The 13,297-nt window shown below is 65.1% G+C and carries 15 protein-coding genes and 2 riboswitches; of the genes, 3 read left to right on the forward strand and 12 right to left on the reverse strand.

The features are described from left to right. From gcvH to V3H18_RS05200, 4 genes are all read right to left on the reverse strand, one after another. A complete protein-coding gene (gene gcvH / locus V3H18_RS05185; protein WP_332080876.1) occupies nucleotides 1–375 on the reverse strand; it encodes a glycine cleavage system protein GcvH in 375 nt (124 codons plus the stop codon). Continuing rightward, on the reverse strand, nucleotides 372–1,529 hold the full coding sequence (gcvT, locus tag V3H18_RS05190; RefSeq protein ID WP_332080877.1) for a glycine cleavage system aminomethyltransferase GcvT: 1,158 nt from the start codon (nucleotides 1,527–1,529) through the stop codon (nucleotides 372–374). The genes gcvH and gcvT overlap by 4 nt, the downstream gene beginning before the upstream one ends. Before the next feature lie 50 nt (nucleotides 1,530–1,579). Further along, nucleotides 1,580–1,685: riboswitch (glycine riboswitch) on the reverse strand. A 3-nt stretch (nucleotides 1,686–1,688) separates the two neighbouring features. Continuing rightward, a riboswitch (glycine riboswitch) is annotated at nucleotides 1,689–1,779 on the reverse strand. Between the two features lie 113 nt (nucleotides 1,780–1,892). Next, complete coding sequence (hspQ, locus tag V3H18_RS05195; RefSeq protein ID WP_332080878.1) at nucleotides 1,893–2,225, reverse strand: heat shock protein HspQ; 333 nt, start codon at nucleotides 2,223–2,225, stop codon at nucleotides 1,893–1,895. A 148-nt stretch (nucleotides 2,226–2,373) separates the two neighbouring features. Next, nucleotides 2,374–3,417, reverse strand: coding sequence for an HpcH/HpaI aldolase/citrate lyase family protein (locus tag V3H18_RS05200; protein ID WP_332080880.1), 1,044 nt, complete (start codon nucleotides 3,415–3,417; stop codon nucleotides 2,374–2,376). 188 nt (nucleotides 3,418–3,605) lie between these two features. Between V3H18_RS05200 and V3H18_RS05205 the strand changes: the two genes are divergently transcribed. Then, nucleotides 3,606–4,097, forward strand: coding sequence for a DUF3280 domain-containing protein (locus V3H18_RS05205; RefSeq protein ID WP_332080881.1), 492 nt, complete (start codon nucleotides 3,606–3,608; stop codon nucleotides 4,095–4,097). Nucleotides 4,098–4,131: 34 nt separating this feature from the next. Here V3H18_RS05205 and V3H18_RS05210 read toward each other — a convergent pair whose 3' ends face one another. The 6 genes from V3H18_RS05210 to pdxH form a co-directional block, all read right to left on the reverse strand. After that, on the reverse strand, nucleotides 4,132–4,824 hold the full coding sequence (locus V3H18_RS05210) for a nucleoside deaminase (protein ID WP_332080882.1): 693 nt from the start codon (nucleotides 4,822–4,824) through the stop codon (nucleotides 4,132–4,134). A gap of 141 nt (nucleotides 4,825–4,965) precedes the next feature. After that, the gene (locus V3H18_RS05215) at nucleotides 4,966–6,288 is read right to left on the reverse strand and encodes an Nramp family divalent metal transporter (protein WP_332080883.1); all 1,323 of its coding nucleotides are present in this window, start codon (nucleotides 6,286–6,288) and stop codon (nucleotides 4,966–4,968) included. Nucleotides 6,289–6,388: 100 nt separating this feature from the next. Continuing rightward, entirely contained in the window at nucleotides 6,389–7,483 is a 1,095-nt protein-coding gene (locus V3H18_RS05220) for a histidine phosphatase family protein (RefSeq protein WP_332080884.1), read from the reverse strand. A gap of 289 nt (nucleotides 7,484–7,772) precedes the next feature. Next, nucleotides 7,773–8,027 (reverse strand): hypothetical protein, encoded by a 255-nt coding sequence (locus V3H18_RS05225; RefSeq protein ID WP_332080885.1) that lies wholly within the window; start codon nucleotides 8,025–8,027, stop codon nucleotides 7,773–7,775. 69 nt (nucleotides 8,028–8,096) lie between these two features. Continuing rightward, the gene (locus V3H18_RS05230; protein WP_332080886.1) at nucleotides 8,097–8,666 is read right to left on the reverse strand and encodes a TIGR02301 family protein; all 570 of its coding nucleotides are present in this window, start codon (nucleotides 8,664–8,666) and stop codon (nucleotides 8,097–8,099) included. Then, entirely contained in the window at nucleotides 8,663–9,277 is a 615-nt protein-coding gene (gene pdxH / locus V3H18_RS05235) for a pyridoxamine 5'-phosphate oxidase (protein WP_332080887.1), read from the reverse strand. The genes V3H18_RS05230 and pdxH overlap by 4 nt, the downstream gene beginning before the upstream one ends. A 41-nt stretch (nucleotides 9,278–9,318) precedes the next feature. On the opposite strand from pdxH, the gene V3H18_RS05240 reads away from it, so the two are divergent. Together V3H18_RS05240 and V3H18_RS05245 are read left to right on the forward strand one after the other, a co-directional pair. Then, nucleotides 9,319–9,825 carry an RT0821/Lpp0805 family surface protein gene (locus V3H18_RS05240; RefSeq protein WP_332080888.1) on the forward strand — a complete coding sequence of 169 codons (507 nt, stop codon included), beginning with the start codon at nucleotides 9,319–9,321 and terminating at the stop codon, nucleotides 9,823–9,825. Between the two features lie 2 nt (nucleotides 9,826–9,827). Continuing rightward, complete coding sequence (locus V3H18_RS05245) at nucleotides 9,828–10,103, forward strand: hypothetical protein (protein WP_332080889.1); 276 nt, start codon at nucleotides 9,828–9,830, stop codon at nucleotides 10,101–10,103. 13 nt (nucleotides 10,104–10,116) lie between these two features. On the opposite strand, the gene V3H18_RS05250 is transcribed toward V3H18_RS05245, so the two are convergent. Together V3H18_RS05250 and V3H18_RS05255 are read right to left on the reverse strand one after the other, a co-directional pair. Continuing rightward, the gene (locus tag V3H18_RS05250) at nucleotides 10,117–11,541 is read right to left on the reverse strand and encodes an FAD-binding oxidoreductase (RefSeq protein WP_332080890.1); all 1,425 of its coding nucleotides are present in this window, start codon (nucleotides 11,539–11,541) and stop codon (nucleotides 10,117–10,119) included. Between the two features lie 344 nt (nucleotides 11,542–11,885). After that, nucleotides 11,886–13,154, reverse strand: a complete 1,269-nt coding sequence (locus tag V3H18_RS05255; protein ID WP_332080928.1) for a class I SAM-dependent RNA methyltransferase — start codon at nucleotides 13,152–13,154, stop codon at nucleotides 11,886–11,888. Nucleotides 13,155–13,297: the final 143 nt, after the last annotated feature.

Raw genomic sequence — 13,297 nt, forward strand, 5'->3', positions numbered from 1 at the left:
TCAAAGCGTCTTGAGAAAATCCGCGTAAGCGGCTTCGTCCATGAGAGAGTCGAATTCGGTTCTGTCGCTTGTGTGCACCCTGACGAGCCAGCCGCGCCCCAGGGGATCGTCGTTGACGAGCGCCGGCGTTTCGCCAAGCTCGGAATTGACCTCGACGACTTCTCCCGAGACGGGCGAATAGACCTCGCTCGCCGCCTTCACGCTTTCGATGACGGCGAACTCCTTGCCCTTGTCGATTTTCCTGCCGATCGGCGGCAGGTCGACGAAGACGATGTCGCCGAGCTGCGTCTGCGCATAATCGGTTATGCCGATGGTCGCGACATCGCCATCGAGAAGGACATATTCATGTTCCTTGGAATAGCGACAATCGGTCATCTCGCGTCCTTTCCGGAGGTTGGTCTGACGTAGCGATGCACGACGAAGGGCAAGGGCGCGACGGCGACCTCGATCCGCTTGTCGCGCAATGTCGCGAAAAGCGTCGCGCCGGCGCCCGCATGCGCCGCCGCGACATAGCCCATGGCGATGGGCCGCTGGAGCGTCGGCGAAAAGCCGCCCGAAGTGACGACGCCGACGGGATCGCCATTTTGGGCGAAGAGCTCCGCGCCTTCGCGCAGCGGCGCTTTCGATTGCGGCAGGAGGCCGACGCGCATGCGTTGCGGTCCCTGGGCTAATTGGGCGCTGATATGCGCAAAGCCGGGGAAGCCGCCTTCCGCGCGCCGCCGCTTGCCGATCGACCAGGCGAGCCCCGCCTCAATCGGATCGGTCGTCGCGTCGAGGTCATGGCCGTAAAGCGGCAGTCCCGCTTCAAGCCGCAGCGCGTCGCGCGCGCCCAGTCCCGCCAGCGCGACATCTCCATGGGCGAGCAGCTTTGTGACGAAAGTCTCGGCGCAATCGGCGCGCAGCGACAATTCGAAACCGTCCTCGCCGGTATAGCCGCTGCGCGAGACGAAGACGGGCGCGCCCTCGAAATCGAAGGCCCGCCAGTCCATGAAGGAGAGGTCCTCGACGCCGGGGAGGAGCGCGTCGAGGACCATGGCCGCGCGCGGTCCCTGCAGGGCGATGAGCGCGCGGTCCAGTAGGTGTAGTTTGAGCCGAGGCCCCGTCGCCGCGGCGATAAGCGTGAAATCCGCGCTTTTCCGCGCCGCGTTGACGACGAGGAACAGACGCTCCTCGACGCCGGGCAAACGCGCGACGAGAAGATCGTCGAGAACGCCGCCCGTTTCATTCAGCAGCTGCGTATAGCGCATGCGTCCCTGCGCGAGCGAAAGCAGATCGGCGGGCGTAACGCCCTCCATCGCGCGCGCGGCGCCGGCGCCGCCGATCATCGCCTGACCCATATGCGACACGTCGAACAAGCTGGCCTTATCGCGCGTGTGAAGAGTCTCGGCGACGATGCCCTTGTCATATTGCAGGGGCATGTCGTAGCCGGCGAAGGGCGCCATGCGCGCGCCCATGCGCCGGTGCAGCGCGTCGAGCGGCAGCCTGACGAGAGGAGCTGTGGCGGTCGCGATGTCTGGCTCGTCAGTCACCGAGGACTCCGGCAAAGGCGCATGCGCAGCAGTCGTCTGCCGCGCGCCCCCTCTGTCCGGTGACCTGAGAGATTTCCCCGCGCGCCGCCTTATCGCAGCCTGCGGGTTACGCCCTTCGGTGGGCGAAACGCTCGCGCGCTTCGCCGCTTTCCAGAGTTCTCAATCGTCGCGGTCCTTTGGCCTGAGCGTTTCCGGGGCGGTTTCGCCTTCGGCGCCGGCGTCGCGCGCCGGTCTCTCCCGCGATGAAGTTGGACCTGAGCGCAAAGATGTGCGCGATTCGCGGGATCGTCAATCCCGGCGCGCGCGCTTTTTTCGTCCTTAGCGGGGGAGGATGTCCTTACGGAAAGCCGCTTCCGGGCATTCTCAGTGCCGCTTGGGGGCCCGCATGCGATAGACGCCGTCGTCGTCGCGCTCGAAGGTCTCCTCGACCTGCGGGTGACGCACCGGATCGCCGGACGTGTCGGGCACGAGATTCTGCTCCGACACATAGGCGATATATTCCGTTTCGGCGTTTTCGGCGAAGAGGTGGTAGAAGGGTTGGTCCTTGCGCGGACGCAGCTCCTCGGGGATCGAGAGCCACCATTCCTCGGTATTGGCGAAAACCGGATCTACGTCATAGATCACGCCGCGGAACGGATAGCGGCGGTGCTTGACCACCTGGCCGATCGCGAATTTTGCGACGTTCTCCCGCGGCATTGTCGAAACGCCCTTAAGACGCTGTTTCCCACGCATTTCGTAACTCAGCCCGCCCGCGGCCGTCAATCGGCTTCGTGCGACGGAACAGCCGGAAAGACTACAGATAGGGCGGGGTTTTCCCGCTGGCGAGGCCCCGGCGCGCCCGCCTTTAGAAACCGTAAACGGTCGCGAAATCGGCGTCCTTGGCCGCGACCTGTTTGGCGAGATCGACGACGACCTTGCATTGTTTCCACGTCGCGTCGTCCTGCATGCGCCCGTCGATCATGACCGCGCCGGTGCCGTCGGGCATGGCTTCGAGCACGCGCCTCGCGAAAGCCACCTCGGCCGGATCGGGCGAGAAGACCTTCTTGGCGAGGGCGATCTGCGTAGGATGCAGCGACCAAGCGCCGGCGCAGCCGAGCAAAAAGGCGTTGCGGAACTGCGCTTCGCAGGCCAGCGGGTCGGAGAAATCGCCGAAGGGACCGTAGAAGGCCTTGATCCCGGCGGATGCGCAGGCGTCGACCATTTTGGCGATGGTGTAGTGCCACAAATCCTGCTGGAAGAAGGGACGCGGACCCTGGCCGGCCTCGGCGTCGGCGACCACCTTATATTCGGGATGGCCGCCGCCGACGCGCGTGGTCTTCATCGCGCGGGAGGCGGCGAGGTCCGCCGGCCCAAGCGAGATGCCGTGCATGCGGGGCGAGGCGGCGGCGATGGCGTCGACGTTCTTGACGCCTTCGGCGGTCTCCAGAATGGCGTGGATGAGAATGGGCTTTTGCACGCCGCTCTTCGCCTCGAGCTGGGCGAGAAGCTGGTCGAGATAGGCGATGTCCCAAGGGCCCTCGACCTTGGGCAGCATGACCACGTCGAGCTTATCGCCCACCGCGCCGACGATTTCGATCATATCGTCGAGCGCCCAGGGCGAATTCAATGAATTCATGCGCGTCCAGAGGCCCGTCTGGCCGAAATCGGTCGATTTCGCCATTTCGATGAAGCCCGCGCGCGCCGCTTCCTTGGCGTCGGCGGGAATGGCGTCTTCGAGATTGCCGAGCACCACGTCGACCTGTTTGACGAGCTCGGGGACCTTGGCGCGGAATTTTTCCAGATGCGGCGGCACGAAATGGATCATCCGCTCGACCTTGACGGGAAGTTCGCGCAAGGGCGCCGGCGCGCCGACGGCGAGCGGACGATAGAATTGATTGGGAAGTTTCATGCGGGGTGATCGCTCCGGTCTAAACTGGCGTCGAGCTAAACCAGACCGGGCGGAATGGCAATGGCGCGGTTTATTGCCCGCAAGAAGAAGCGGTTATAGTTTAAGCGCCTGCGCGATCGCCGCGCCAAAAGGATTCCGCCATGACGTCTCGCAAGACGGCTTGCTCTCTTGCCCTATGCGCGGGTTTTATGAGCGCTCTCATCGCAATGCCACGCGCCGAACAGACTGCGCCGGAAAGCGCGGCGCCGATAAAAATCGCGGTGTTCGACATGGAGCTCGAGGATTACTCCGCCGGCGGGCCCATCGCCGGCGAGAGCCCCGCCGAAACCGCGCGCCTCAAACTCGTCACCGGGCAGCTACGCGATCAGCTCGCGAAATCCGGCCGCTACCAGCTCGTAGACGTTTCGACGGCGCATACGAAAGAGATGAGCGATCATTGGCTGCGCAAGTGCAATGGATGCGAGGCGAACATCGCCAAATCGCTCGGCGCCGATCGGTCCTTGCTCGGCGTCTTTCAGAAAGTCAGCGTGATGGAGCAGACGCTCGTGTTCCGCATTCGCGACGCGCAGTCGGGCGCGCTCATCGATCAGCCTGTCATCGATTATCGCGGCTCGACCGACGAATCCTGGTCGCGCGCGTCAAACCGGCTGACGAAACACAGGCTGCTCGACGAGCGGTAGGATCGCGCCTCCAAAAGAACGCGACGCGCCGATCTCAATAGGGATGACGATCCTTTTTGTTATCCCAGGCTTGGTATGCTTCGAGCCCCTTGTCCCGTTCGAAATTCGGCGTCACCGCGATGCGCCGCTTCTCCCATGGCTTTGCAAAGTCTTCATATTGAAAGGCGTCGTCGAAGCCGATCCGGCTCGTGTCCTCCAGGCTGGCTCCAAAATAGACGTGGTCGATGCGCGACCAATAGATGGCGCTCATGCACATCGGGCATGGCGCGCCATTGATGTAGATTTCGCATCCTTTCAACATGCGCGCGCGCTGCGGAACCGGATCGGGAGAGTTCGGCTCGCGCGGAATCATATCGAGAATGGTGCCCGCGCCATAGTCGCTGCCGAGCAGCGCTTTCGGATTCAGTCGATGCGACGCATCCATGATGGCGGTGATTTCGGCGTGATATACGGGACATCCCGTGAGCAGCACCCGGTTCTGTCCGCGGCCGATGATCTCTCCGTCTTTCACGATCACCGCGCCGAAGGGGCCGCCCCAGCCCTTCTCGACAGATTCGGTCGCAAGCCGCGTCGCCTCTTCCATAAATTTGCGCTTGCCCTCCGGCGGCGCGTTGACAGGCGTGGCTGCGAATGCGCCGGTCGCCGCCGCGCCCATGGTCACGGCGGTGCAGGTAAAGAAAGTGCGTCGGGTCGGGTTCGAAAGCCCATCGGGGTAATGAGGTTTCATGAATGCATCCTTTCAAAGAGTGCGGGGCGCCAGGCCGGCAAACGATATCTGTCGGATGGCCGCTCGGCCAGCAGATAGCGCCGCCTTCGTTGAATCTTTGCGGCGCTATGCGCCATCACGATAAGCGACGCCGCCCGACATTCACCCCAACGCTGCGTCCCATAGCAGCTTCGCATTGAGCGCGATGACGAGCGCGGCGATGATCGCCGCCGCCGCCGTCGTATGGCGCGGCGCGACGAGTTCGCCGAGAATCCGGCGCTGCGCCGTAAAGCTCACGAGCGGCACGACGGCGAAGGGCAGGGTCACACTCAGCGCCACCTGGCTCAGCACCAGCAATTGCGCTGTCGCCGCCTCGCCGGCGTAGAGCGTCACGCCGATCGCCGGCGCGATGGCGATGGCGCGGGTGATCAGGCGTCGCGTCGCGGGCTTCATCTTCAGTCGCACGAAGCCTTCCATCACGATCTGGCCTGAGAGCGTCGCGGTGACGGTGGAGTTCAGCCCGCAGGCGATCAGCGCGACCGCGAAAAGCGTCGCCGCCAAAGGCTGCCCGAGCAGCGGCGCGATCAGGCGATAGGCTTCGCCAAGCTCGGCCACCTCCGTATGGCCGCTCGCATGAAACACCGCCGCCGCCAGGACGAGGATGGCGCCGTTGACCAGCAGCGCGAGGAGAAGCGCCAGCGTGCTGTCGATCACCGCGAAACGGATCGCCTCGCGTTTTTTATCGAGCGGCGCGCCGACCGCGCGCGTCTGCACGACGAAGGAATGCAGGAAGAGATTATGCGGCATCACCGTCGCGCCGAGAATGCCGAGGCCGAGATAAAGCATCTCGGGATCGGTGAAGAAGCGGCGGGTTGGGATAAGCCCCGCGGCGATCTGCGCCACGTCGGGGCGCGCCATGACAAGCTGCGCGGCGAAGGAAAGCGTGATGAGGCCGAGCATCGCCACGACGAAAAGTTCGATTTTGCGGAAGCCGGCGCGTTCGAAGGCGAGCACGAGGAAAGCGTCGAGCACGGTGATGAGGATGCCGAGCGCGAGCGGCATGCCGAACAGCAGTTGCAGCCCGATCGCCGTGCCGATCACTTCGGCGAGATCGGTGGCGAAAATGCCGGCCTCCGCCAGCAGCCAAAGTCCCACCGCGACCGGAAAAGGGTAATGTTCGCGGCAGGCCTGGGCGAGGTCGAGCCCGGCGCCGACGCCAAGCCGCGCGGCCAGCGATTGCAGCACGATGGCCATCAGGCTCGACAGCACGGCGACAAAGAGCAGCGCCGCGCCGAATTTCGAGCCGCCGGCGAGGGCCGTCGCCCAATTGCCGGGGTCCATATAGCCTGTGGCGACGAGATAGCCGGGACCCAGAAAGACGAACAGGCGGCGCAGGAATTTGCCGCCCTCGGGCACGCGCACCGAGCCGCGCAGATCGCCGCTGGGGAGCGGCAGGGCGTCGCGCGTCGCGGTCGTTTCCGTCACATGCTTCTCCGAGGCGCGCGTCACTGCGGCGCGAGAAAATTTTTCAATTCACGAAATCAAAACATATTCACGAAGCGGCGATTCATGAACGTCGCGGCTGCTACATCGTAACTTTTCGCAACAGCGCCTCGAGCCCTTCGGGGAAGATCAACTCATGCGAAGCGCCGATCTCGTCGGCGCTCCACCAGCGCCAGCCCAATATATGGGTCTTTTCTTCGGGCGTCAGATCGCGCGGCGCGGGCGTGAAGGCGCGCACGCGCACGAGATAATAGCGCTCGATCGCCTGATGCCAGTCCTCGCCGATCTCCATCGGAAAATCGCGCGTCGCGACGACGGGGCCGTGTTCGAGCTTGGTCAGTCCCGTTTCCTCATAGAGTTCGCGGCGCAGCGCCGCCTCATAGCTCTCGCCCTCCTTGACCACGCCGCCGGGCGTCGCCCAGAAATGATGGTGGCCGAGCGCGAGAAAATGCGGCGTCAGCCCGCCCGCATAGCGGATGAGCAAGACCTCGCCCTTCTCATTGACGATCAGCGCGCGCGCGGCCTCGCGACGCGGCAGCGCGCGCCCGTCCCAGGGCGCGGCGATCTCGGCGCGCCCGTCGGGCTTCGCCCAGTCGACGAGCGACCATTTTCCGTCCTCATAGGCGATCCAGTTCGGCGTCGCGTTGAGCACGGGATGCTCGCGCTTTTCGGCCAGCCCCTTGCCGGCGGCGAGGCGCCAGGCGATGTCGAGCACGCCGGCGTGGGCGACGACGAGCACCGTCTTGCCGGCGCTTTCCTTGGCGATCTGGGTCAGCGCCTTGCGCACCCGCTGGGCGAAATAGTCGAGCGTCTCGCCCTGCGGCGCGGCGAAATCGGCCTCGCGGGCGAGATAATGCGGATAGATGTCGGCGAAGGTCGCCTGCACCTCGGCGTGGGTGTGGCCTTGCCAGACGCCGTCGTCTTTCTCTCGCAGCGCCGGGGTCTTGGCGACTTCGAGTCCGCGCGCGCGCGCCATGGGCGCCGCCGTGGCGAGCGCCCGGCGCAGATCGCTCGAATAGACGCGGTCGAAATGCGCGCCGGAAAGTTCGCGCGCCAGCGCCGCCGCCTGGGCGCGGCCGCGGGCGTTGAGCGCGATATCGAATTGGCCCTGGAAGCGCCTTTCGATGTTCCAATTGGTCTCGCCGTGGCGCGCAAGACACAGAAGCGTGCGGGGCATGTCCGTTCGGATTTAAGACGCGGGAGCGGCGTTTCAAAGGGGAGCCGCGAGAGCAGGGCCATTTTGAGCGGAGTCGCAGGCGACTCCGCCTTGGATGCGAACCCCGCCCTATCCCCTTAGTTTAGAGCGGGATGCGCATTTCTGACGGCAGCGCGCGAGGTATCCGTCAAAACGGCGCCGGAAGCGCGCCGCGCGCCATTTCTCCCGCTATCTAAAACTTGGGAGGGAAAAAGTCAGTCGGCATTTTGCGAGTCGCGGGATTAATCGCGCGGCCGGGCCGCCGCATAAATCAATGGCGCAGGCCGGTCGTGAATTCGCCCCGGCGAATCCTGCCGGGCAGCGTGTCGGCGAAACCGGCGACCGCTTCTTCGCCATAGCTCGCGACGAGTTCGCGCAGCGCCGCCGAGAGGGCCGCCTGGGCGAAGGAATCGCTCTCTATGCCTGCGAGGATCGCCTCGGCGAAGGCTTCGGTGACATAGACGAGCGCCGCCCGCTGCTCCTCTCCGCCCGCTTCGTCGAATGCGGCCAAATTCAATTGCGTCATGGGCGCACTTTAGACAAGCCGCCGGCGACGCGCGAGGCGGCTCTTGCCGAAAGGTTAATTCCGCGGCTTTTAGGGATTGCCGTAGCGATAGGTGATGTCGCGGGTGAGCCAGGTGGCTTCTATGAGATAGCGTGAAATGGCGGTTTTGGCGTTGGGCGTGCAGGCGCGGTAGGTCAGTTCATAGCCGCGAAAGCCGCGATTGAAGGAGGCGACCAGACGCTCGCGGCGCGGCCCGCCGGGCGCGTCGGCGTTGATGAGGGCGGACATTTTGCCGCGCCATTCCTCGCCGTCGCCCGCGCCGCAGAGATCGCGCAGAAAGGCGAGGGCGCCGAGAACTTCCGAGAGCCGCGTGATCTGCGGCTCATAGGGCGGCGGCGGCGGCTCCGAGCCGGACGCCGTTTTGCCCCCAGGCGCCGCCGTTCCCCCCGCCGCCGGTTTTTCCACGCTCTTCTTGGGGGCGACGCGCTTTCTCGCCACGGACGGTTCGGACCATCGCGGCGGGGCCTGCTCGCGCGGCGCGCGGCGGTAGCCGCCAAAACCCCCGAAAAGGAAGTCGAACGGGTCCTGCGCGGCGGCCTCAACGGAAAAAAGCGCCGCGGACGCGAGGCCGAGCGCGAGTGCTAACCGCTTCATTCTCATGGATAGAGCCGCTCCTTGCGCCATTCCTCTCCCGGCCCCGCCCGATGGAAGCGAAGCCGATCATGCAGCCTAAACGGCCGGTCGGACCAAAATTCGATCGCCAGCGGCTGGATGCGGAAGCCGCGCCAATAGGCGGGGCGCGGAATCTCGCCGAGCGCATATTTGGCGGCAAAGGCCGCGACCGCCTTCTCCAGCGCGAAGCGGCTCTCGAGCGGGCGCGACTGCTGGCTCGCCCAGGCGCCGATGCGCGAATCGCGCGGGCGGCTGGCGTAATAGGCGTCGGCCTCGGCCTCGCTCACCGGCGCCACCGGCCCGCGCAGCCGCACCTGGCGGCGCAGCGACTTCCAGTGGAAGAGCGCCGCCGCCTGCATATTGGCGGCGAGCTGTCGGCCCTTGGCGCTCTCGGCGTTGGTGTAAAAGACGAAGCCCTCCACGCTCCAGTCCTTGAGCAGCACCATGCGGGCGTCGGGCAGTCCATTCTCGTCGACGGTGGCGAGCGCCATCGCTTCGGGATCGTTAAGCTCTTTCTTTTTCGCCTCTTCGAACCATTGGCCGAAAAGCGCGAAAGGCTCGGCCGCTTCGACGAAGTCACTCGGCGTTAACGCGTTCACGCGAAAATCCTCTCTCGGCGGGCGCCCTTGGCGCGGCGCCTATGGAAGGTGGCGCTTTGCATTATCTGCGTATCAGACATAGCGCCGCCGGCGCCATTGCTCAAATTTTGCGCCATGGGGCGCTTTTCGCTTCTTTCGCCGGGCCCGCGGCGCTTTCGGGGTGCTCCATCGCCGTTCCGATGTCCGGCTCCGCCATGTGGGAGAAAGAGAGCGTCGCGCAGGACGCGACAGGATCGATAACGAAGCGGCCGCCGGCGCTTTCGCGCGCGCTCGATCCCGAAGATCTGCGCCGGGCGGTCGCCGCGATGAGCACCGCGCTCGATCCGCAGGGAAGCGGCGCCAGCGTTAACTGGGACAATCCGCAGACGGGCGCCAAGGGCTCCTTTACCCCCGTCGGCCAGCCCTATCCGCTGGAGGGCAAGGTCTGCCGCGCCTTTCTCGCCGATATCGCCGTCAAGGAAAACGAGGAGAAGCTGCAAGGCGCCGCCTGCCGCGAAAAAAGCGCCGAATGGGCGCTGACCGACGTCAAACCCTTGCGGAAAGGCTGACCATGTCCGGGCCCTTCGGCAGGCGCCTCGTCGTCGCCGCTATCGCCGCGGTTCTGGCGGTCCCGATCTTCTTTCTCGCCATTCGCGCCCTCACCGCCTGGCGGCAGGGCTATTCCTGGGCGGAGATGGATTGGGAGGGCAAGGGCCATACGTCGATCGCCGATTTCCTGCGCGCCCCGGAGGTCGGCAAGCGGCCGATCGAGGTGAACGGCGTCTCCTGCGTCGAATATTTCCGCTATCGCGACGGCGCGACGGTGCGCACGGACTGTCCGCCCTGATTCTTTGCCCGGGCTATAGCAATACGCCCGGGTTGAGAATCCCCTTCGGGTCGAGCGCCTTTTTGATCGCGCGCATGGCGTCGAGCGCCACGGCGTCCTTCGTTTCGCGCAGCAGATCGCGCTTCAAGCGGCCGATCCCATGTTCGGCCGAGATCGAGCCGTGACATTCGGCGACAAGCCCGTGGACGATTCCATTGACCTCGTCCCAGCGCGAAAGAAAGGCCGCCTTATCTCCGCCGACGGGCTGCGAGACGTTGTAATGCAAATTGCCGTCGCCCATGTGGCCGAACGGCACGGGCCGCGCATCGGGGATCGCTTCGCGCAGGCGGCGGCCCGCCTCCGCGATGAATTGCGGAATGGCGTTCACCGGGACGGAAATGTCGTGTTTGATCGAGCCGCCCTCGCGCTTTTGCGCCTCCGACAGATTTTCGCGCAGCCGCCAAAGCTCCTTCGCCTGTTCGAGGGATTGCGCGAGCGTCGCGTCCTCGGCGAGCCCCGCCTCATGCGCGGCGGCGAGGATTTCGGCGCAAAGACGCTCCGCCTCGCCCGCTGAAAAAGCCGCGATCTCCACAAGCGCGTACCATTTGTGAGCTTGCGCGAGCGGATCGCGCGCGCCGGGAATATGCTTCAGCACAAGGTCGAGGCCGATGCGCGAAACGAGTTCGAAAGCATGCAGGCTCGGACCCGCGCGCGACTTTACGAAGGCAAGCAGATCAAGCGCCTGAGCCGGATCGCTTAAGCCCAGAAAGGCGACGGCGCGGGAGCGCGGGCGCGGAAAGAGCTTCAATGTCGCGGCGGTGATGACGCCGAGCGTTCCTTCCGAGCCGACGAAAAGCCGCGTCAGATCATAGCCCGTATTATCCTTGCGCAGCGCGCCGAGCGTCGAGAGCAGACGCCCGTCCGCAAGCGCGACCTCGATCCCGAGCACGAGATCGCGCATCGACCCATAAGCGAGCACATGCACGCCGCCGGCGTTGGTGGCGAGATTGCCGCCGATGGCGCAACTTCCTTCCGAGGCGAGCGAGAGCGGGAAATAGCGGTCGACCGAGCTTGCGGCCTCCTGCGCCTCGAGCAGCGTAACGCCGGCCTCGAGCGTCATCGCGTCGGCTGCCGCGTCGATATGGCGGCGCTTTTTAAGTCTTTCGAGGGAGAGGACGACGCCGGCGCCGCTTTCATCGGGCGTCTGGCCGCCCACAAGGCCGGTATTGCCGCCCTGCGGCGTCACAGCGGTTCCGCTCTCGTTGCAGAGCGCGAGAATCCGCGCGACTTCCGAGGCGCTGGCGGGCTTTAAAACGCAGAGGGCGCGGCCGTGATAGAGGTCGCGAGGCTCGGCCAGATAGGCCGACATCGCCGCCGTATCCGTTACGACGGCCGCCTCGCCGATGATGGCCGCGAGGCGAGAGAGCAAAAGAGGCGCGTCAAACCGATTGGCTGTCACAGTCAGTCAGATGCGCCCTTTTTGTCGCGCCGTCTTTAGCGACGACGATGGTTGCGACCGTCTTTGCGGCGCGCGTAGACATAGGCGCGAGTCGCGACAGGCGCGCAAGCGAGTGCGAGGACGACGCTACACAATGTTGCGGCGATAAGCGCATTCATCATGACGATCTCCTTTCAGATCACGGAAGTCATTGGACTTCCGGCCAAGCCCGGACCATCACGCAAATCCTATGCCTGATTTGCCGACTCGGCAATACGGCTCTTTGCTCATGACGGTCATCCGCTCTTCTTCTTTACCCTTCTGTGACATTCACGGCACAGTCATATAGCTGCGCCTTTGCTATTTCAGCCGAGCAGACGTCTTTTTCTCGGGCTCACGGCGCCGTCTCTCGCGAAAACCGCCACAATCTCCACATGGGCCGCGTAGCGAAACTGGTCAATGGGCGTCGCGGTCCGCGCGCGATAGCCGCCGCTGAGCAAAATAGCGGCGTCGCGGGCGAAACTTTGTGCATTGCATGAGACTGCAATAACGATAGGCGTTTTCGATCGCGCTATTTCCGCCGCTTGCGCGGGCGCGCCGGCGCGCGGCGGATCGAAGACGAGCGCGTCGAAGGCTTCGAGTTCCTGCGTGATTAATGGGCGCTTGGAGAGATCGCGCTCGAAGGTTTCGATCTTTCGCAATCCTTGCGTCGTCCGCGCGGCCGCCGCCATCGCGTCGATCGCGCCGGCGGCGTTGTCATAGGCGCAAATGCGCGCGCGCGCCGCCAGCCGAAGCGCGAAAGCGCCGACGCCGCAGAAAAGATCGGCGATAGTGCGGGCATCTTTTGTCGCCTCAAGCACGAGCGTGGCGATCGCCTCTTCGCCCTTTTGCGTCGCTTGCAGGAAAGCGCCCGGCGGAAGTGCGAGCGTCGCGGCGCCGATCGCGATCCGCGGCGCGCGGCGCAGCGCGACGAGATTTCCGTGATTCGTCAGCCGCGCGAGATCATGGGTCTCCGTGACGGCGATCAGCGCGCGCCATTCGTCTTCGGCGAGCGGCCCCGCGCCGCGCAGCTCGACATCCAAGCCGTCGGACGTCCCGGTGATGGCGATATCGAGCGGCTTGCCGCGCGACGCGAGAGGCGCGGCGAGCGCCCGCGCCGCCCGCAGCGCGCCTTCGAGTTCGGGCGCCAGCAGCGGACAGGCGTCGATCTCGACCACTTCGTGCGAACGCGCCGCCATAAAGCCGACGCGCGCCGTTCCCGCTTCGAATCGCGCGTGAAACGTCACGCGGCGCCGTCCCGCGCCATGCGCGTCAATGATCGGCGCGACATTAAGCGCAAGTCCGGCGTTGCGCAGCGCGTCTTCGAGAAGGCCGCGCTTCCATGCTGCATAGGCGCCGGCTGAAAGCGTCTGCACGGCGCAGCCGCCGCAATGGCCGAAATGGGGACAGATCGGCGCGATGCGATCCTTCGAGGCCTCAACGATGTCCACGAGCCGCGCGTGATCGCCCTCGATCTCCGCCGTCACGATTTCGCCGGGCAACGCATAGGGCATGAAGACGCGCCTGTCGCCTATGTACGCCACGCCTTCGCCGCGATGGCCGAGGCGTTCGACGACGAGGCGCTGCGGGCTAATCACCCAAGCCCCTCACCTTACCTCTCCCCGCAAGCGGGGAGAGGGGCTGCCAGCATTGCGCTTCGTCTCGTTTCTATCGGCATTGGGCGCGGCGCCTTCCGCCCCTTCTCCCCGCTTGCGGGGAGAAGTGAGATAAGGGGCCA

The organism is Methylocystis borbori, from assembly GCF_036576025.1.
In the GTDB taxonomy this organism is placed as follows: Bacteria; Pseudomonadota; Alphaproteobacteria; order Rhizobiales; family Beijerinckiaceae; genus Methylocystis; species Methylocystis borbori.